Source organism: Pseudomonas sp. SWI36, assembly GCF_002948105.1.
In the GTDB taxonomy this organism is placed as follows: Bacteria; Pseudomonadota; Gammaproteobacteria; order Pseudomonadales; family Pseudomonadaceae; genus Aquipseudomonas; species Aquipseudomonas alloputida.
On record NZ_CP026675.1, the window covers coordinates 507,387 to 528,528 of the forward strand.

A 21,142-nucleotide genomic window follows, 5' to 3' on the forward strand; every position below is an offset into this window, starting at 1 on the left:
CGGGGCAACGCAAAAGGGCCGCATAGCGGCCCTCGATATCCAGTGCAAAACATCAGTTCAAGGCATCACGCAGCACCTGCGCCAACCTCGCATACACCGTGTCGATCTCGGCCGTGACCAGGCGCATGCGCAGGAAGTCGTGCACCAACCCCTCGAACACTTCGCTGCTGACCGTCACCCCCTGCTCGCGCAGGTGACGCGCATAGGCCTGCCCTTCATCTAGCAGTGGATCGAAGCCTGCCAGGCCGATGTATGCCGGCGCCACGCCCTGCAAGCCGGTGGCCAGCAGCGGCGAGAAACGCCAGTTCGAGCGGTCCTCGGCCTGGCGCGCATAGTGATCGTAGAACCACTCCAGGGTGGCGCTTTCCAGCAGGTAGCCCTCGGCGAACAGCGTACGCGACTCCCAGCTCTTCGAGGCATCGGCCACTGGATAGCAAAGCAATTGCAGCCGCGGCTGGACAGGCCCACCCAGGTGGGCGGCGTCGATCGCCAGCACGCTGGCCAGGGTCGCGCCGACACTGTCGCCGCCCACGGCCACCCGGCTGGCATCCAGCCCCCACTCGCGCGCGTTGTGTGCCAGCCACGCCAAGGCATCGGCGCAGTCGTCCAGCGCCACCGGAAAGCGTTGCTCCGGGGCGCGCCGGTAATCGACGGTCAGCACCGCGCAGGGGGTGCGCGCGCAGAACTCGCGACAGACACCATCGTGCGAGGCGATGCTGCCCACCACGAATCCACCGCCGTGCAGGTACAGCAGCACCGGCAGTGGTTGCTCGGCAGGCGCGCAGGGCCGGTAAAGACGCAGCGTCAGGGTGGCGCCATCGCGAGCCTGGCAATGCAGGTCCTCGCTGTGAACCTGTGGCGCTTCCCAACGCATGCGCACGGAGGCCTGCTCGAAGGCGTCGCGCGCCTGAGCGGGGGTCGAGCGGTGAAAGGCCATGGACTGGCCATCGCCTGGGCTGGCGTCGACCAGGTCGAGGAATTCGGCAATTTCAGGATTCAGTGGCATGGCTCGGTTCCTGGGCCGGACGCACCCGCATCCGGCCTGTCAGAAGAAGGAAAATTCAGTTGGCCTGGACCTGCAGGCAGTGCTCGATCAACAGCACCAACTCGGCCTGGAACTGTTCCATGAAGGCCGTGATGGTGCCCTGGCGGAAGCGTCGGTTGCTGTAGATGCAGCGGAACGACAGCTTGCCGTCGAACACCTGGCCTACCACTTCGAGCCAGTTGGCCAGGCTCGCCTGCTGCGAGAAGCTGTCGCCAACGCTCTCCGGCGCGGGCAGGAACAGCGCCTGCTCGGCATCGAAGCTCTGGTCGAGCTGCCCCAGGTAGTTGAAGGTGACCTGCGCCTGCGGCAGGTCGGCCAGGCGCGCGCGCACCCACGGTTCGTCCATGTGGCGCAGCACGCCGTAGCCGATGCCCTTGTCCGGCACCTGGGCCAACTGCTCGCGAATCGCCACGATCGACGCCCCGGGCTCGGACACCGGGCTCAGGCGTACCGGAAACATGCTGGTGAACCAGCCCAGGGTACGGCTCAGGTCCAGTTGCTCGAACAGATCCTCGCGGCCATGGCCTTCCAGCAGCACCAGCGCCGACGCACTGTCGTCCCATTGGCACAGGGCCCGGCTCAGCGCAGTCAGCAGCAGGTCGTTGATCTGCGTCTGGTAGGCCGCGGGCGCCTCCTTGAGCAACTGTGCGGTCCGTTGCGCATCCAGGCTGAACGCGGCCTCTTCGCGGTGGCACATGAGATTGCCGCCACGTGGGTTGTCACAGCGCAGCGGCCCGTCCTGCCGGTCGAGCTGCGCCACCCAGTACTCGAGCTCACGCTCGCGCAGGGTCACCGCATGGCCGGCCAGGCCAGCGGCCCATTCACCGAAGCTGCTGGTGCGCAGCGGCAGCTGCGGCTCCCGTTCGGCGAGGAACGCCTGGTAGGCCTCCTGCAAGTCCTGCAGCAGCACACGCCAGGACACACCGTCGATTACCAGGTGGTGGATCACCAGCAGCAGGCGTACCTGGCCATTGCCCAGGGTCGCCAGCAAGCCGCGCATCAGTGGCCCCTGGGCCAGGTCCAGGCTGCGTTGCAGCTCATTGGCCAGGTCCTCCAGCGCCTCTTCGTCGGCCACCTCGCGCACCCACAGCAGCGGGTCGTCGCCCAGGCGCTGCAGGCACTCCTGCAACGGCTGGTAACGCTGGATCCAGCGCCCCTGCTCGTGGGTGAAACGCAGGCGCAAGGCATCGTGCTGGCCGAGCATGCAGGTCAGTGTGCGCTCCAGCGCCCGCGCATCCAGTGGCTGGTTGGCACGCAGGATCAACGCCTGGTTGAAGTGTTCCGGCGCATGGGTCTGCGCGGTGAAGAACCACTCCTGGATCGGGATCAGCGGGAAGGCGCCCTCCACCACCACGGCCTGCTGCTCGCCGCTGACCCGCGACACGCCCTGCTGGTCGAACAGGTTGGCGATGGTCTGGCAACGCATCAGGTCGCGCAGCTTGAGCTCCAGTTTCAGTTGCGCATGGTTGCGCACCCGCGAAATAACCTGCAGGCTGAGGATCGAATCGCCACCCAGCTCGAAGAAGTTATCGGCGATCCCCACCTGCTCGACCTGCAGCACCTCGGCCCAGATCTGCGCCATCCATTGTTCCTCCTCGCAGCGCGGGGGCACATGGCTGGCCAGGTCGAAGGTGGGCTCCGGCAGGGCCTTGCGGTCGAGCTTGCCATTGGGCGAGACCGGCAGGCGCTCCAGGCAGATCACCTGCAACGGCACCATGTAGGCCGGCAGCGTCTCGGCCAGGGCGGCCTTGAGCTGATCGCCGCGAACCTCGGCGGTGGCCGCAACGTAGCCGATCAACTGCTTGCCGGAGACGCCGTCGCGAGCGATCACCACGGCATCGCCGACACCCGGTTGCTGGCGCAGGCTGGCTTCGATCTCGCCCAGCTCGATGCGGAAGCCCCGCACCTTCACCTGGTGATCCAGACGCCCGACGTAGTCCAGTATCCCGCTTTGACGCAGGCGCACCAGGTCCCCGGAACGGTAGAAACGCGCACCAGGCTCACCGAATGGGTCCGGCACGAACCGCTCGGCAGTGATCGATGGTCGCTGGTGATAGCCGCGAGCCACGCCATGGCCACCGATGAACAGCTGCCCGGCGAAACCGACCGGCAATGGGTTGAGGTCATCGTCCAGCACCCGTAGCGAGCGCTGCCCCACGACCCGGCCGATGGGTGCGTAGGCCGCGCCGCAGGGCTCTTCGGCCGAGGCCTTCCAGAGCATCGGCGTGACTACCGTTTCAGTCGGACCATAGCCATTGGTGATGTAGCGTGGCCGCAGCACCTCGCGCACCTCGGCCAAGGTCTGCTCCGGCACCGCGTCGCCGCCCAGGCAATAGATACGCACCGGGGGCGGCTCGACACCGCTGCGCTGCACATATTCGGCCACCTGCTTCAGGTAGGCGGGCGGGAAGCAGGCGATGTCGACCCGGCCCCGACTCAGCGCCTCGCAGGTCTGCTGGGGCGTCCACAGTTCGTTGTCGCGCAGGATCAGCGTACCGCCCACCGCCAGCGTGGTTAGCCAGCGCTCGTGGGCGCCGTCGAAAGCGAACGACATGAAGTGCAGCTCTCGGGTGCCGGCCTCCATCTCGTAGAGCTCGGCGATGGCCTGGCAATGCATGCTCAAAGGTCCATGGCTGACCGCCACGCCCTTGGGCACACCGGTCGAGCCAGAGGTGTAGATCAAGTAGGCCAGGCTGTGCTCGCCCGGCACCGGGAACACGCTGGCCGGCGTACCGGCTTCGCACGCCAGGGTCGCCGGGTCGAGCGGTTCCAGGCCCTCGGGCAGGGCCAGGCGCTGCCCCAGGTCGGCACGACCGATCAGTTGGCGCATGCCGGAGTCCTGGATCATGAAGGCCAGGCGCTCGGCCGGGTAGTCCAGGTCCAGCGGCACATAAGCCCCACCGCTCTTGAACACCGCCAACAGGGCCACCAGCATATCCACCGAGCGTTCCAGGGCTACGCCCACCAGTACCTCCGGGCCGGCACCACGGGCGAGCAGTTGCCGCGCCAGCACGTCGGAACGGGCCTCCAGCGCCGCGTAGCTGAGGCTCTGGCCGGCACACTCGGCGGCGATGGCCTCGGGCCGCGCGGCCGCCTGGCGAGCGATCAGTTGCGCCAGCATCACCCGCTCGCCGGCCTGCGCCGGCACCGCGCCCCAGGCGTCGAGCGCCTGATACTGCGCCGGGCTGAGCCGTTGCAGGTTGCCGATGTATTCGACAGGGCTGTCGATCATCGACTGCAGCAAGGTCTCCATCAGTGCGCGAATGCCCTGCACGGCCTCGGGCGTGAAGTGGCTGCGCAGGAACAGGTACTCGATGGCCAGAGTCTCGCCGAGGGTTACCGCCAGGTCCATGGGGAAGTTGGTGACGTCGTGGCTGCTCGAGGCGCCGAAGCGCAGGCCGCCCTGGGCCTGTTCCAGGCGCTGGTCGATGGGGTAGTTCTCGAACACGATGATGCTGTCGAACAGGGCCTGGCCACCCTGCCCCGACCAACGCTGGATGTCGGCCAGCGGCGCATGGGCGTGCTCGCGCAGGTCCAGGTTGTCGGCCTGCAGTTGCTGCAGCCACTGATCCAGGCGCTGTGTCGGCTCGAGGGTCTGGATCACCGGCAAGGTGTTGATGAACAGGCCAAGCATGTGCTGAGCGTTGGCCAGGCTCTCGGGACGACCGGCCACTGTAGCGCCGAAGGCCACGCTGCGCTGTCCGGTGTAACGCTGCAACAGCAACAGCCAGGCACCCTGGATCAGGGTGTTGGCGGTAATGCCCTGGGCCCGACAGTGCTGCTGCAAGGCGGCGGTGCGTTGGGCGTCCCAACGGGTGTACAGCGCCTCGTGCCCCGGCAGGTCTGCAGTGTGCCGCGGGTGAATCGACTGGCTCAGTTGGGTCGGCGCATCGAGCAGGCGCAGACGGCCCTGCCAGTAGTCCTGCAGGCGCCCCTGATCCTGCTCCTGCAACCAGGCGATGAAGTCACGGTAGCGGCCGCTGTCGCCGGTCACTTCACCGCTGGCGTAGTGCTGCAGCACCTCGCCGAACAACTGCGAACTGCTCCAGCCGTCCATGAGGATATGGTGGCTGGTCCACACCAGCTGGTGCTCGGCGTCGCCCGTGCGCACCAGCAACAGGCGTTGCAGCGGCACCTGGCCGAGGTCGAAGCCACGCTGCGCGCGGGCGACCGTCTCGAGGTCGGCGGCGGTAAAGGATCGTGCCCGCCAGTCGAGCATGGTCATAGCCACGTCGACGTGACGGTGCACCACCTGCAACGGCGCGCTCTGGCCGCCTTCCCAGTGGAAGGAGGTACGCAGGATCTCGTGACGGCCGATCACATGCTGCCAGGCGGCGCGGAAGCGCTCTTGCTCGAGCCCCTCGACCGGCAGGCTGAGCTGGTTGACGTACAGGTCGTCGCCTTCGTCGGACAGGCTGTGGAACAGCATGCCCTGCTGCATCGGCGACAGTGGGTAGATGTCTTCGACCTCGGCCACCGCCACTGGCAGTGCGTCGAGTTGCGCCTGGCTCAGGCCCGCCAGCGGGAAGTCCGACGGCGTCAACCCTTGCGGCGCCTGGCAGTGCTCGACCAGCGCCGCCAGCTCCGCCTCGTAGGCCCGCGCCAGCCGCTCGATGGTCGCGCGGGCGAACATCTGCCCGCTGAAGCTGAACGCCAGGCTCAGCTCGCCGCCATACACCTGGCCATTGAGCACCAGCCAGTTGCCCAGCGGCGCCAGCGGGCTCTGCTCCTCACCTGCGCTTTCGGCAGCGGGCACGAACAGCGCCCGCTCATCGAACTGGCCATCCAGCTGGCCCAGGTAGTTGAAGGTGATGCGCGGCACCGGCAGCCCGGCCAGGCTCGCGCGCGCAGCCTCGTCGCCCAGGTAGCGCAAAGCGCCGAAACCGATGCCCTTGTGCGGCACGCCGCGCAGCTGTTCCTTGACCTGCTTGATCGAGGCGCCCAGCTCGGCGGCCGGGGTCAGGCGCACCGGGTAGGCGCTGGTGAACCAGCCCACCGTACGGCTCAGGTCGATGTCGTCGAACAGGTCTTCGCGGCCATGGCCTTCCAGCTCCACCAGCGCCGAATCGGCGCCGCTCCAGCGGCACACCACCCGGGCCAAGGCGGTCAGCAGCAGGTCGTTGACCTGGGTGCGGTAGGCCGCCGGGGCCTGTTGCAGCAAGCGTCGGGTCAGCTCGGCATCCAGGCGTGCCTGCACGCTCTGGCGGTGACGGTTCTGCAGGCTGGCGCCCAGCTCGGCCTCGGGCAGGTCCAGCGGCGCACCGGCCAGTTGCCCTTGCCAGTAGGCCAGCTCGCTGTCCAGGCTTGCGGCATGCTGCTGCAGGCGTTCGCCCCAGGTCTTGAAGGCGCTGGTCTTGGCCGGCAGTTTCGGCGTGCTGCCCGCCAGGGCCTGGCGGTAGGCATCGTGCAGGTCTTCCAGCAGCACGCGCCAGGACACGCCATCGACCACCAGGTGGTGGATCACCAGCAGCAGGCGCTGGCCACCGTCGGCCAGGTCGATCAGCACCGCACGCAGCAGCGGGCCCTGGGCCAGGTCCAGGCTACGCTGGGCCTCTTCGCAGGTCGCCTCGATTTCCTCGGCGCTGCGCAGCGCGGCACGCCATAGCAACGGCTGGGCCGGTTGCAGCGGACCGTGTTCGGCGCTGCCGTCGGCAAAGCGCAGGCGCAGGGCGTCGTGCTGGGCGTACAGTGCCAGCAGCGCCTGCTCCAATGCGCTGGCATCCACCGTTTCGGTGCCGCGCAGCAACAGCGACTGGTTCCAGTGCTGCGGCTCGCTCATGCGCTGGTCGAAGAACCATTGCTGGAACGGTAGCAGCGGCGCGCTGCCCGTCACCGGGCCCTGGTCGATACGTGGCACCACCGCCTCCCCGAGCTGGGCCACGGCCGCCAGGCGCTGCACGGTCTGGTGCTGGAACAATGCCTTGGGCGTGATATGGATCCCGGCCTGTCGCGCACGACTGACCACCTGGATCGACATGATCGAGTCGCCGCCCAGGGCGAAGAAATTCTCGGTAACGCCCACCGGGCCTGCGCCCAGCACGGTTTGCCAGATCTCGGCCAGGGCGATTTCGGTCGGTGTGGCCGGCGCCTGATAGTCGCGAGCCTTGACGGTCTGGTCCGGGCGTGGCAAGGCCTTGCGGTCGAGCTTGCCATTGGGCGACAGCGGCAGGCTGTCCAGTGCCAGCCACTGGTTCGGCACCATGTAGTCCGGCAGGCCGCGCCCCAGGTGTTCGGCCAGTTGTGCCTGCCAATCGGCGGCCTCGCCGGTCAGCACCACATAACCGACCAGCTGCTTGCCGTCCGGTACCGTCACCACGGCTTCACGCACCAGGTCGTGTTCCAGCAGGCGCGCCTCGATCTCACCCAGTTCGATGCGCAGGCCACGTAGCTTGACCTGGTGGTCGATACGCCCGGCGTACTCGATCACCCCATCCGCGCGGTAGCGCGCCAGGTCGCCGGTGCGGTAGATGCGCTCGCCATTGCCGTATGGGCTCACGGCGAAACGCTCGGCGGTCAGCCCCGGGCGGCGGTGGTAGCCGCGCGCCAGGCCTGCGCCGGCCAGGTACAGCTCGCCCAGCACGCCCACCGGCACCGGTTGCAGCTCGGCGTCGAGGATGTAGCAGGCCAGGTTGGCGATCGGCTCGCCGATCGGCACGCTGTCGCGCCCTTCCTCGCGGCAGGTCCAGTGGGTCACGTCGATGGCCGCCTCGGTCGGGCCGTACAGGTTGTACAGGCCGGCCTTCGGCAGCTTGGCGAACACCTGCTGCTGGGCATCGGCCGGCAGCGCTTCGCCACTGCAGACGATGCGCGCAAGGCTGGTGCAGCGCGGCACGCCGCTGTCTTGCAGGAACGCCTGGAGCATCGACGGTACGAAGTGCAGCGTGGTGATGTTTTCGCCGGTGATCAGCTCGACCAGACGGGCCGGGTCGCGGTGATCACCCGGCGCGGCAACCACCAGTCGCGCACCGGTCATCAAGGGCCAGAAGAACTCCCACACCGAGACGTCGAAGCTGAACGGCGTTTTCTGCAACACGCTGTCGCGAGCATCCAGTCGATAGGCCTGCTGCATCCAGCACAGTCGGTTGACCAAGGCCGAATGGCGGTTGCCCGCGCCTTTTGGCCGGCCTGTGGAGCCGGAGGTGTAGATCACATAGGCCAGGTTTTCAGGGGCCACCGCCACGTTCGGGTTGCGCGCGTCATCGGCGCCCGGTTCCAGGTCCAGCGCCAGGGTCTGCACGCCTTCGGCCAGCGGCAGTTGCAGGTGGCTCTGGGTCAGCAGCAGTTGCACGCCGCTGTCCTCGATCATGTAGCGCAGGCGCTCTTCGGGGTATTCCGGGTCCAGCGGCACGTAGGCGCCACCGGCCTTGAGGATGGCCAGCAAACCGACCACCATCTCCACCGAACGCTCCACCGCGATGCCCACCAGCACATCCGCGCCGACACCCAGGGCGATCAGGCGATGGGCCAGGCGGTTGGCGCGGGCGTTGAGCTGGGCGTAGCTCAGGCGCGTCTCGCCGAAGGCCAGCGCCGGGGCATCCGGCGTGCGCTGCACCTGGGCCTCGATCAGTTGCTGGATGCTCTGCTCCAGCGGGTAGTTTTCAGCGGTGGCGTTCCACGTGACCAGGGTGCGCTCGCGCTCGGCGGCCGCCAGCAATGGCAGTTCGGCCACCGGTTGTTGCGGTTGCTCGACGATGCCTTGCAACAGATTGACGAAGTGGGTCGACAGCCGCTCGATGGTCGAGCGCTCGAACAGGTCGGTGGCATAGATGAACGACGCCTCCAATCCCTCTGGCGATTCGCGGGTCTCCAGGGTCAGGTCCAGTTGAGCCACTTCGGTGACACTGTCCACGCCTTCGATCTGCAGATCGCCCAAGCGCGCGCTGGTCGCCCCGCCACGGCCGGCCGCTTGATGGTTGAACATCACCTGGAACAGCGGATTGAGCCCCAGGGTGCGCTCCGGCGCCAGGGCCTCGACCAGTTGCTCGAACGGCAGCTCCTGATAGGCCTGGGCATCCAACGCGTGCTGGCGCACCTGGCGCAACAATTCGACGAAGGGCTGCTCGCCAGCGACCTGGGCACGAATCACCTGAGTGTTGACGAAATAACCGATCAGCCCTTCGGTCTCGACCCGGTTGCGGTTGGCGCTGGGCACCCCGATGCGGATATCGTCCTGGCCGCTGTAGCGGTGCAACAACGCGTGGAATGCCGCCAGCAGCAGCATGAACAAGGTGCCACCCTCGGCCCGGGCCAGGGCTTGCAGGTCATGACTCAAGGCCGCCGGCAGTTGCAGGTTGCAACGCGCGCCACGGTAGCTGGGCTGCGCCGGCCGCGAGTGATCCAGCGGCAGTTCCAGCACCGGTTGCTGCGCGCCCAGGCGCTCGGTCCAGTAGGCCAGCTGGCGATCACGCTCGCCCGCCTCCATCCAGTGGCGCTGCCACAGGGCATAGTCGGCATACTGGATCGGCAGCGGCGCCAGGGTCGGCGCCTGGCCGAGGCTCAAGCCGGCATACAGGGCGATCAGCTCGCCGACCATCACCTGCATCGACACGCCATCGGAAACGATATGGTGCTGAGTCAGCACCAGCACCTGATCGTCGGGCGCCAGCTCCAGCAGACGCACCCGCAGCAGCGGCCCCGCCTCAAGGTCGAACGGCTGACGGGTTTCTTCGGCCACCCGGGCCTCCAGTTGTGCCAGGTCCAGCGGCCCGACCACCTCATGGGCGATGGCCAACCCGGCCACGGGGTCGATCACCTGCAATGGGCGCGTCTGGTCGAAGACGAAACGAGTGCGCAGCGTCTGATGCCGCTCCACCAAACGCTCGAAGGCACCTTGCAGCGCCTGGCGATCCAGCCGGCCGCGCAGACGCAGGGCCATGGGGATGTGATAGGCACTGCTGTGCGGCTCCAGCTGCCAGAGAAACCACTGGCGCTCCTGGGCGAAGGACAGCGGCAGTTGCTCGAAGGCCGACTGCACCTCGGGGATCGGCAGGTTGGCCGGGGACACGCCCTCGGCCAGCATCTTCTCCAGGTACAGGGCACGCTTGTCCAGTGGCAAGGTGATGAAGCGGCGAGCGATCCGCGCGGCAACGGTGCTGTCCATCACAGCCCCTCCATGTCGTCAAGCAGGTCTTCCAGACGGCTCAGGGTCGAATCCTGCACCTGTGCGCCGGTGGCTTGCAGTTGCGCCACCAGAGCACCAAGCACCGGGTATTGGAACAGCAGTTGCGGGACCAGCTTCAGCCCCAGTTCGAGTTGAATACGCGACACGATATTGATCACCAGCAGGGAATGCCCGCCCAGTTCGAAGAAGTTGTCAGTCAGGCCGACTCGCTCAAGCCCGAGGACCTGCGTCCAGATTGCCGCGACCTGTTGTTCCAGTTCACTCTGCGGCGCCACATAGGCACGCTGCGATTGCGCGGCATCCACGGCAGGCAAGGCCTTGCGGTCGAGCTTGCCATTGGGCGACAGCGGCAGGCTGTCCAGTGCCAGCCACTGGTTCGGCACCATGTAGTCCGGCAGGCCGCGGCGTAGGTGCTCGGCCAGTTGTGCCTGCCAATCGGCGGTTTCGCCGGTCAGCACCACATAACCGACCAGCTGCTTGCCGTCCGGCACCGTCACCACGGCTTCACGTACCAGGTCGTGCTCCAGCAGGCGCGCCTCGATCTCACCCAGTTCGATGCGCAGGCCACGCAGCTTGACCTGGTGGTCGATACGCCCGGCGTACTCGATCACCCCATCCGCGCGGTAGCGCGCCAGGTCGCCGGTGCGGTAGATGCGCTCGCCATTGCCGTATGGGCTCACGGCGAAACGCTCGGCGGTCAGCCCCGGGCGGCGGTGGTAGCCGCGCGCCAGGCCTGCGCCGGCCAGGTACAGCTCGCCCAGCACGCCCACCGGCACCGGTTGCAGCTCGGCGTCGAGGATGTAGCAGGCCAGGTTGGCAATCGGCTCGCCGATCGGCACGCTGTCGCGCCCTTCCTCGCGGCAGGTCCAGTGGGTCACGTCGATGGCCGCCTCGGTCGGGCCGTACAGGTTGTACAGGCCGGCCTTCGGCAGCTTGGCGAACACCTGCTGCTGGGCATCGGCCGGCAGCGCTTCGCCACTGCAGACGATGCGCGCAAGGCTGGTGCAGCGCGGCACGCCGCTGTCTTGCAGGAACGCCTGGAGCATCGACGGTACGAAGTGCAGCGTGGTGATGTTTTCGCCGGTGATCAGCTCGACCAGACGGGCCGGGTCGCGATGATCACCCGGCGCGGCAACCACCAGTCGCGCACCGGTCATCAAGGGCCAGAAGAACTCCCACACCGACACGTCGAAGCTGAACGGCGTTTTCTGCAACACGCTGTCGCGGGCATCCAGTCGATAGGCCTGCTGCATCCAGCACAGTCGGTTGACCAAGGCCGAATGGCGGTTGCCCGCGCCTTTTGGCCGGCCTGTGGAGCCGGAGGTGTAGATCACATAGGCCAGGTTTTCAGGGGCCACCACCACGTTCGGGTTGCGCGCGTCATCGGCGCCCGGTTCCAGGTCCAGCGCCAGGGTCTGCACGCCTTCGGCCAGCGGCAGTTGCAGGTGGCTCTGGGTCAGCAGCAGTTGCACGCCGCTGTCCTCGATCATGTAGCGCAGGCGCTCTTCGGGGTATTCCGGGTCCAGCGGCACGTAGGCGCCACCGGCCTTGAGGATGGCCAGCAAACCGACCACCATCTCCACCGAACGCTCCACCGCGATGCCCACCAGCACATCCGCGCCGACACCCAGGGCGATCAGGCGATGGGCCAGGCGGTTGGCGCGGGCGTTGAGCTGGGCGTAGCTCAGGCGCGTCTCGCCGAAGGCCAGCGCCGGGGCATCCGGGGTGCGCTGCACCTGGGCCTCGATCAGTTGCTGGATGCTCTGCTCCAGCGGGTAGTTTTCAGCGGTGGCGTTCCACGTGACCAGGGTGCGCTCGCGCTCGGCGGCCGCCAGCAATGGCAGTTCGGCCACCGGTTGTTGCGGTTGCTCGACGATGCCTTGCAACAGATTGATGAAGTGGGTCGACAGCCGCTCGATGGTCGAGCGCTCGAACAGGTCGGTGGCATACACCAACGAGGCCAGCACGCCCTCTTCGCTGTCGAACACATCCAAGGTCAGGTCGAACTGGGCGACACCGGTATCCCATTGCAGCCCTTCGACGCTCAAGGCGTGCGCCTGTTGCGCGCCCTGGCCACGGCGCGCGCCGCTCTGGTAGTTGAACAGTGCCTGGAACAGCGGGCTGTGGCTGAGGTTGCGCTCCGGCGCCAGGGCCTCGACCAGTTGCTCGAACGGCAGGTCCTGGTAGGCCTGGGCCTCCAGCGCCGCCTGGCGCACCTGGCCGAGCAGCGCGGCAAAGGTCGCCTGCGGCGCGAACTCGACCTTGAGCACCTGGGTATTGACGAAGAAGCCGATCATGCCTTCGGTGCGAGCATGGTTGCGGTTGGCGATCGGCACACCGACACGGATGTCGGACTGGCCGCTGTAGCGGTGCAGCAACGTCTGGTAAGCCGCCAGCAACAGCATGAACAGCGTCACCCCCTGTTCCCTGGCCAGCGCGCGCAATGCCTGCTGCAGCTCACCGGGCAGGGCCAGCGTCAAACTGGCACCGGCTTGGCTGCGCATCGCCGGTCGCGGGTGATCCAGCGGCAGTTCGAGCACAGGCTGCGTGCCGCCCAGGCGTTCGACCCAATAGGTCAGCTGCCGCTCACGCTCACCAGCGTCCATCCACTGGCGCTGCCAGACGGCATAGTCGGCGTACTGGATCGGCAACGGCGCAAGGCTCGGTGCCTGCCCCTGGTCAAAGGCGTCGTACAGGGCCACCAGCTCGTCGACCATGACCTGCATCGACACACCATCGCTGACGATGTGATGCATCACCAGCACCAGCACATGTTCATCGCTGCCCTGGCGCAACAGGCAGGCACGCAGCAGCGGGCCCTGCCCGAGGTCGAACGGACGTGCGACCTCCTGTTCCACCCGCGACAGCAGCGCGGCATCGCTGGCATCGGCCAGCACCTCCAGCGGCAGCTCGAAGGCGTACGGCGCCTGTATCACCTGCTCGGTACGCCCCTGTGCATGAACGAACACCGTGCGCAGGCTCTCGTGCCGCGCCACCAGGTGTTCGAACGCCCGGCGCAGGGCTTCGACACGCAGCGCGCCACGCAGGCGCAGGGCCACCGGAATATGGTAGGCGGCGCTGTCCGGGGCCAGCTGCCAGAGGAACCACTGGCGCTCCTGGGCATAGGACAATGCCAGCGCCCGCGAGCGATCGGCCAGGCCGATGGCGGGCACCGCTGCGTCGGCAGACTCCGATAGCTGGGCGCAGAATGCCTGCAGGGTGCCATGCTCGAACAAGGTGCGCAGCGCCACCTCGACCTGCAGGGCGTGACGCACCCGGGCGACGACCTGGGTGGCCAGCAACGAGTGACCACCCAGCTCGAAGAAGTGATCGTGCAAGCTCACCTGCGGCAGCTTGAGCACATCGGCCCAGATCGCCGCCACCGTCTGCTCCAGCGCGGTACGCGGTGGCTGATGATCATGTCGGGACTGACCGGCCTCAGGCTGCGGCAGCGCCTTGCGGTCAAGCTTGCCGTTGGGGGTCAGCGGCATGCTGGCGAGCGACAGGACATGCGCCGGAACCATGTAGTCCGGCAGCACTTCGCGCAGGCTCGCCCTGAGCGCGTCGCACCACGCGGCATCAGCCTGACCTGGCTGCAACGCCACCACATAGCCGACCAACTGCTGGCCGCTCGGGCCTGGCCGGGCGACCACGGCGGCATCGCGCACGCCAGCCTGGGCCAGCAGGCGGGCCTCGACTTCGCCCAGTTCGACACGGAAGCCGCGGATTTTCACCTGGTTGTCCACTCGCCCCTGGTAGTCGAACACGCCATCGCGGCGCTCGCGTACCAGGTCGCCACTGCGGTACAGGCGCGCGCCTGGCTCGCCGTGCGGATCGGGAACGAAGCGCTCGGCGGTCATGCCCGGCCGGTCCAGGTAGCCACGGGCCAGGCCGTGGCCACCAAGGTACAGCTCACCCTGCAGGCCGGCTGGCAGGACGCTCAGGTCGGCGGCCAGCACATAGGTGCGACGGTCGCCGATACGCGTGCCGATCGGTGCGTAGGCAGCGCCGCAGTCGGTAGCGCGGTCGGCTTTCCAGATCAGCGGGGTCACCACCGTCTCGGTCGGGCCGTAGCCGTTGATGATGTGCTCCGGCGCCAGGGCGGCATGCACGCGCTGGTAGCTGTCACGGGGCACCGCGTCGCCGCCGAAGCAGTAAATGCGCGCCTTCGGCGCCTGGCCATGCAGCTCGACGTGCTCGGCCATCTGCAACAGGTACGCCGGCGGGAACGCCGCCACCGTCACGCCGTGCTCACACATGCGCGCGCAGGTCTGGCCTGGCTCCCAGAGGCTGTCATCACGCACCAGCAGGCGGCTGCCGTGGGTCAACGCGGTGAGCCAGCGCTCATGAGCACCGTCGAAGGCGAACGACATGAAGTGCAGCTCGCAATCGTCCTCGACCATGGCATAGCGCCGGCCGATGGCTTCGCAGTGCATCGCCAGCGGGCCATGCTCGACGCACACCCCCTTGGGCTTGCCGGTGGAACCGGAGGTGTAGATCACATAGGCCAGGCTCTGCGGCTGCACCACTGTTTGCGGCGCATGGGTCGGCTGTGCGGTCAGGTCGAGCTGGTCGAGATTGAGGGCAGCCAACGCCGCCGGCAGCGGCAGTTGCCCGCGCAAGGTCGAGTCGGTGAGCAACAGGGCGATACCGGAGTCCTGCATCAGGTAGGCCAGGCGCTCGGCCGGATAGCTGGCGTCCAGCGGCACATAGGCGCCACCGGCCTTGAGCACCGCGAGCAAGGCGACGATCACCTGCGGCCCACGGGGCAAGGCCACGCCGACACGGATCTCGGCGCCTACGCCTTCGGCGACCAGGCGATGGGCCAGTTGGTTGGCCTGACGCTCCAGGCTGGCGAAGTCCAGCACCTGGTCGCCGAACAGTACCGCGGGAGCCTGAGGCCGGCGCGCGGCCTGGGCGGCGATGCGTTGGTGCACCAGCAAGCCGTCCTGCCATGGCTGCGGCGCGTTGGCCACGGCCAGGGCCTGCTGGGCCTGGCTATCGAGCAGACTCAGGTTGCCCAACGCCGCGGTGGGCGCCTGGCTGAACTGCTCCATCAGGCCGATCAGTTGCTGGTCCAGGCGGACAATGGCCGCCTCATCGAAATGGGCACGCATGAAGCTATAGTGCAGCTCCAGGGTACCGCCCAGGTTCACGCCCAGGGTCAGCGGGTAGTTGGTCTGCTCGCGACTGTCGACGCTGCCGAAGCGCAGCTCCTGTGGCGCGCCACGCTCCAGGGCCTCGGCCACCGGGTAGTTCTCGAACACCAGCAGGCTGTCGAACAGCGCGTCACCGCCCTGCCCGGCCCAGCGCTGGATATCGAACAAGGGCGTGTGCTCGTGCTCACGCAAGCCAAGGTTGAGCGCCTGCACTGCCTGCAGCCAGTCGGCCACGGACTGGGCCGGCTGTGGCGTGGCGATCACCGGCAGGGTGTTGATGAACAGACCGATCTGCTGCTCGATACCCGGCAGCTCCAGCGGCCGGCCCGCCACGGTGGCGCCGAAGGCCACCGTGGCCTGCCCGCTGTAGCGCTGCAACAGCAGTAGCCAGGCCGCTTGCAGCAGTGTGTTGACAGTGACCTTCTGCTGGCGGGCGAAGGTTTCCAGACGCTGCGTGCGCTCGGCGTCGACCAGCCGCACATGGCTGGCGTACCCGCTGCCAGGCTCGGCCTGCAGGCCCTGGGCCAAACGTGTGGGCGCCTCTAGCTCGGCCAGGCGCTCGCGCCAGAACGCTTCACTGACCGCCGGATCCTGGCGCTGCAACCAGTCGATGTAGTCGCGGTAACGCCCGGCCTGGGCCGGCGCCTGCCCGGCATAACGCTGCAGGACTTCCCCCATCAACTGCGAGTTGCTCCAGCCGTCCATGAGGATGTGATGGTTGGTGTAGATCAGCTCGAAGCGCTGCTCGCCGGTGCGCACCACGGTCATGCGCAGCAACGGCGCCTCACGCAGGTCGAAACCACGAGCGCGCTCGGCCTCGGCCAGGGCGTCCAGGCGTGCGCCAGGCTCGGCCTCGGCATGCCAGTCGAGGTAGTCGAACGGCACCTGGACCTGGCGCTGGACGATCTGCAGCGGCTGGCCGATGTCACCTTCCCAGGCGAAGCGACTGCGCAGGATCGGCTGGGCATCGGCCGACGCCTGCCAGGCCGCGCGGAAACGCTCGACCTGCAAGCCTTCCACGGTCACCCGCATCTGGTTGATATAGTCGCCGTTGCCCTGGCCATACAGGCTATGGAACAGCATGCCCTGCTGCATCGGCGACAACGGATAGACATCCTCGACCGCGCGCGGATCGTCCAGCAACTGGTCGAGGTGCGCCTGATCCAGGCGTGCCAGCGGGAAGTCCGAGGGCGTGACACCGGCATGGCGCAAGTCGCAGCAATGGGCGATGAGCGCCTTCAGCTCGGCGGCATAGTCATCGGCCAAGGCCTGGACCGTGGCCTCATCGAACATCTCGTGGCTGTAGGTCCAACCAATGGCCAGTTCACCACCGTAGACCTGCCCATTGAGCGTCAGCCAGTTGCCCAGCGGCGCCGCCGGGCTCTGCTCCTCGCCGCGCGGCTCGCCGACCGGGACGAACAGCGCACCCTGCTCGGCGTCGAAACTGCCATCGAACTGCCCCAGATAGTTGAAGGTGATACGCGGCACCGGCAAGGCGGCAAGACCGGCCTGCACCGCAGCATCGCCCAGATGGCGGAGCATGCCGTAGCCGATGCCCTTGGAGGGGACGGCACGCAGTTGCTCCTTGACCGCCTTGATCGAGCCCGCCAGGTCCTGCGCAGGCGTGAGGGCCAGCGGGAACAAGGTGGTGAACCAGCCGACGGTGCGAGTCAGGTCGATGTCGTCGAACAGGTCTTCGCGGCCATGCCCTTCAAGTTGGATCAGCACGGTGTGCTGCGCGCTCCAGCGGCCCACCACCCGGGCCAGCGCGGTCAGCAGCAGGTCGTTGACCTGGGTGCGGTAAGCCGCCGGGGCCTGCTGCAGCAACTGCCGGGTGAGCTCGCTGTCCAGCCGCGTATGCAGGCTGCGGGCATGGCGGTTTTGCTGGCCGCCGGCCGGATTGGCGCACGGCAGGTCCTGCGGAGCATCGGCCAGCTGGCCCTGCCACCAGGCCAGCTCGCGCGCCATGGCGTCACTACGGGCGTGCTCCCCCAAACGCTCGGCCCAGGCCTTGTAGGCACTGGTTTTCGCCGGCAGCCGCACAGGCTGCTGCGCATCCAGTTGCGCGCAGGCCTGTTGCAGGTCCTCGAACAGCACGCGCCAGGACACGCCGTCGATGACCAGGTGGTGGATCACCAACAGCAAGCGTTGGCTGCCGTCGCCCATGCCGACCAGCACAGCACGCAGCAGCGGCCCTTCCAGGCTCAGGCTGCGTTGCGCCGCTTCACACAGTGCCAGCAGCGCGTCCTGGTCGGCGGCCTGCCGCTGCCAGAGCAGGTCCTTGGCCTGGCCAGGCTGACCGTGACTGGCCTGCCACTGACCCTGCTCGCGGGTAAAGCGCAGGCGCAACGCATCGTGCTGCACCAGCAGGGCCTGCAAGGCCGCCTCGACGGTCGCCGCCTGCAAGGCCCGAGTGGGACGCAGCAGCACTGACTGGTTCCAGTGGTGCGCCTCGTCGCTCACTTCGCCGAAGAACCACTGCTGTACCGGCAGCAGCGGCATGCCGCCCTGCACCGCCCCCTGGTCGATGCGCTGCGCCGCGCCGCCCTCGCGCGCCACACGGGCCAGGCCCTGCACGGTCTGGTGCTGGAACAGCTCCTTGGGAGTGAAATGTATGCCGGCCTGACGGGCACGGCTGACCACCTGGATGGAAATGATCGAGTCGCCACCCAGCTCGAAGAAGTTGTCGCTCAAGCCGACCCGCTCCAGACGCAGCACATCGGCCCAGACAGCGGCAATGCGCTGTTCCATTTCGCTTTGCGGGGCTACATAGGCCTGTTGCAGCAGGCTGGCATCCGCCGCCGGCAAGGCACGGCGGTCGAGCTTGCCGTTGGCGGTCAGCGGCATGCGCTCGAGCAGCAGCAGGTGCGCCGGCACCATGTACTCCGGCAGGTCTTCGCGCAGTGCGGCCTTGACCGCCTCACGCCAGAGCGCCTGGTCCGCCACCGCTTGCCCGGCCACCAGGTAACCGACCAGCTGGGTGCCGCTCGCCCCCTCCTGGGCCAGCACCACGGCCTCGCGCACTTGGGGCAGCGCCTGCAGCCGCGCCTGGATCTCGCCCAGCTCGATGCGGAAGCCACGGATCTTCACCTGATGGTCCATCCGCCCGACGTACTCGATCACCCCATCGGCGCGCCAGCGTGCCAGGTCGCCGCTGCGGTACAGCCGCGCCCCGCTCTCGCCGAACGGGTCGGGAATGAAGCGCGTGGCGCTGAGGTCGGCGCGCTTGAGGTAGCCACGGGCCAGGCCCTGGCGACCGACGTACAGCTCGCCGACACAGCCGGCGGCCACCGGGTTGAGGTCGCTGTCGAGCACGTACAGGCTCTGGTCCGGGATCGGCACACCAATCGGGCTCGACGCGCTCTGCGCCAGGTCAGCCCGCGACAATGGACGGTAGGTCACGTGCACCGTGGTTTCGGTGATGCCGTACATGTTGACCAGTTGCGGGGCACGATCGCCGAAGCGCTCGAACCACGGACGCAGGCTGCCGACCTCCAGCGCCTCGCCGCCGAACACCACGTAGCGCAGCTGCTGGTCGCTGCGCTGGCCTTCAGCGCAGGCCACCTGCATCAGCTGGCGGAACGCCGACGGCGTCTGGTTGAGCACGGTCACCCGCTGCTCGCACAGCAGTTGGTAGAAGGCCTCCGGCGAACGGCTGACATCCTGCGGCACGATCACCAGGCTGCCACCATGCAGCAAGGCGCCGAACAGCTCCCATACCGAGAAGTCGAAGGCATAGGAGTGGAACAGCGTCCAGCAGTCCTGCGGGCCGAAGCCGAACCAGCCGTCCGTGGCCTCGAACAGGCGCAGCACGTTGCGGTGCGGCAGCAAGGTGCCCTTCGGCTTGCCGGTGGAGCCGGAGGTGTAGATGACATAGGCCAGGTTATCCAGGTCCACCGCAACGTTCGGGTTGACCTCGGCGAAGTCAGCGTAGTCGGCATAGTCGGCGGCCAGGTCCAGCACCTGCACGTTCGCCGCCAGGCTCAGCCCGAGGTCGCCCTGGCCGAGCAGCAACTGCAGGCCGCTGTCCTCGATCATGTAGTGCAGGCGATCCAGCGGATAGGCCGGGTCCAGCGGCACGTAGGCACCACCGGCCTTGAGGATGGCCAGCAGGCCGACCACCATCTCCAGCGAACGCGGCGCGGCCAGGCCCACCAGCACGTCCGGGCCGACGCCTCGGGCGATCAGCGCGTGGGCGATCCGGTTGGCCCGGCGGTTCAGCTCGGCGTAGCTCAACTGTTCGCCTTCGCAGACCAGCGCCGGCGCCTGCGGCGCGCGGGCCGCCTGGGCTTCGATCAGGCGATGCAGCGGCTGGCTCGGCGCGAACGTGGCCGGGGCGGTATTCCAGGCAGCCAGCGTTGCGGCACGTTCCGCCGTCGTCAGCATCGGCAACTCGCTGACGCGCGTGCCGGGGGCGCTGACGATACCTTCGAGCAACGCCTGCCAGTGGCCCGCCAGGCGCTCGATGGTGGTTGAGTCGAACAGGTCGGTCGCGTAGGTCAGCGACGCCCACAACTGCCCCTGCTCTTCATGGGTATCGAGCATCAGGTCGAATTGCGCGGTCTGGCTCTCCCAGTTCAGCGATTCGACCCGCAGCCCCGGCAGCTCATGGGCCTGCCGGCCCGCGCCACGGTGCGCCTGGTGATTGAACAGCACCTGGAACAACGGGCTGTGGCTGAGGTTGCGCTCCGGCGCCAAGGCTTCGACCAGTTGCTCGAACGGCAGGTCCTGATGCTCCTGGGCGCCCAGCGCCGCCTCCTTGGCCTGTTGCAGCAATGTGGTGAACGGCGCCTGACCATCGACTTCGGCGCTGAGCACCTGGGTATTGACGAAGAAGCCGATCAGGCGCTCGGTCTCTGCGCGGTTGCGGTTGCCGATCGGCACGCCGACACGGATATCGCGCTGTCGGCTGTAGCGGTGCAACAGCGCCTGGAACGACGCCAGCAGGACCATGTACAGGGTCGCCCCCTGCTGCCGCGCTACCTCTTGCAAACCCCTGCCCAGCTCGGCCGACAGTTCGATATCCAGGCGTGCGCCACGCAAGCTCTGCAGCGCTGGCCGCGGACGATCCAGCGGCAATTCCAGCACCGGCTGCTCGCCGCCCAGGCGGGTGGTCCAGTAGGCCAATTGGCGCTCGCGCTCGCCAGCCTCCATCCATTGGCGCTGCCACAATGCATAGTCGGCATACTGGATCGGCAGCGCCGGCAGCTCGGGCTGCTGGCCACGACTGAACGCGCCATAGCAGTTGATCAGCTCCTCGACCATCAACTGCATCGAGGCGCCGTCGGAAATGATGTGGTGCTGGGTCAACACCAGCACATGGTCGTCTTCGCTCACCTGCAGCAGGCGCGCGCGCAGCAACGGCCCTTCGCCCAGGTCGAAGAGCACGGCGATCTCCCCCGCCACCGCCTGTTCCAGTTGCCCGGCATCGGTCAGTACCTGCACCGGCAGCGGCAGCGCGAACGGCGCGCGAACCTGCTGCAGCAACTGCCCGTCGACCTCGACGAACACGCTGCGCAGTACTTCGTGACGCTCGATCAGCGTCGCGAAGCTGCGCTGCAGCGCGGCCATGTCCAGGGCGCCGCGCAAGCGCAGCGCCGTGGGGATGTGATACGCCGCGCTGTGCGGTTCCAGGTTCCAGAGGAACCACTGACGCTCCTGGGCATAGGACAGCCGAAGGGGCTCGTCGGCATCACGCCGGAAAATCGGCGCGATGCCATAGAGGTTGACCCCCTTCTGACTCAGCAGAATCGCCAAGGCTTTGCGCTTCTCGGAAGAAAGCGCGCTTACCGATTCGATTAGTTGCTGCATGCCGTG

Annotated in this window: 3 protein-coding genes; all 3 read right to left on the reverse strand. The window is 67.7% G+C overall.

The window, feature by feature from the left end:
• Positions 1-52: 52 nt before the first annotated feature.
• From C4Q27_RS02590 to C4Q27_RS02600, 3 genes are read right to left on the reverse strand one after another with little or no spacing between them, the layout of a single operon-like run.
• A complete protein-coding gene (locus C4Q27_RS02590) occupies positions 53-1,006 on the reverse strand; it encodes an alpha/beta hydrolase (RefSeq protein ID WP_051101446.1) in 954 nt (317 codons plus the stop codon).
• Positions 1,007-1,061: 55 nt separating this feature from the next.
• Positions 1,062-10,145 (reverse strand): non-ribosomal peptide synthetase, encoded by a 9,084-nt coding sequence (locus C4Q27_RS02595; protein ID WP_104886411.1) that lies wholly within the window; start codon positions 10,143-10,145, stop codon positions 1,062-1,064.
• Entirely contained in the window at positions 10,145-21,136 is a 10,992-nt protein-coding gene (locus tag C4Q27_RS02600) for a non-ribosomal peptide synthetase (protein ID WP_104886412.1), read from the reverse strand. Before C4Q27_RS02600 ends, C4Q27_RS02595 begins: the two co-directional genes overlap by 1 nt.
• Positions 21,137-21,142: the final 6 nt, after the last annotated feature.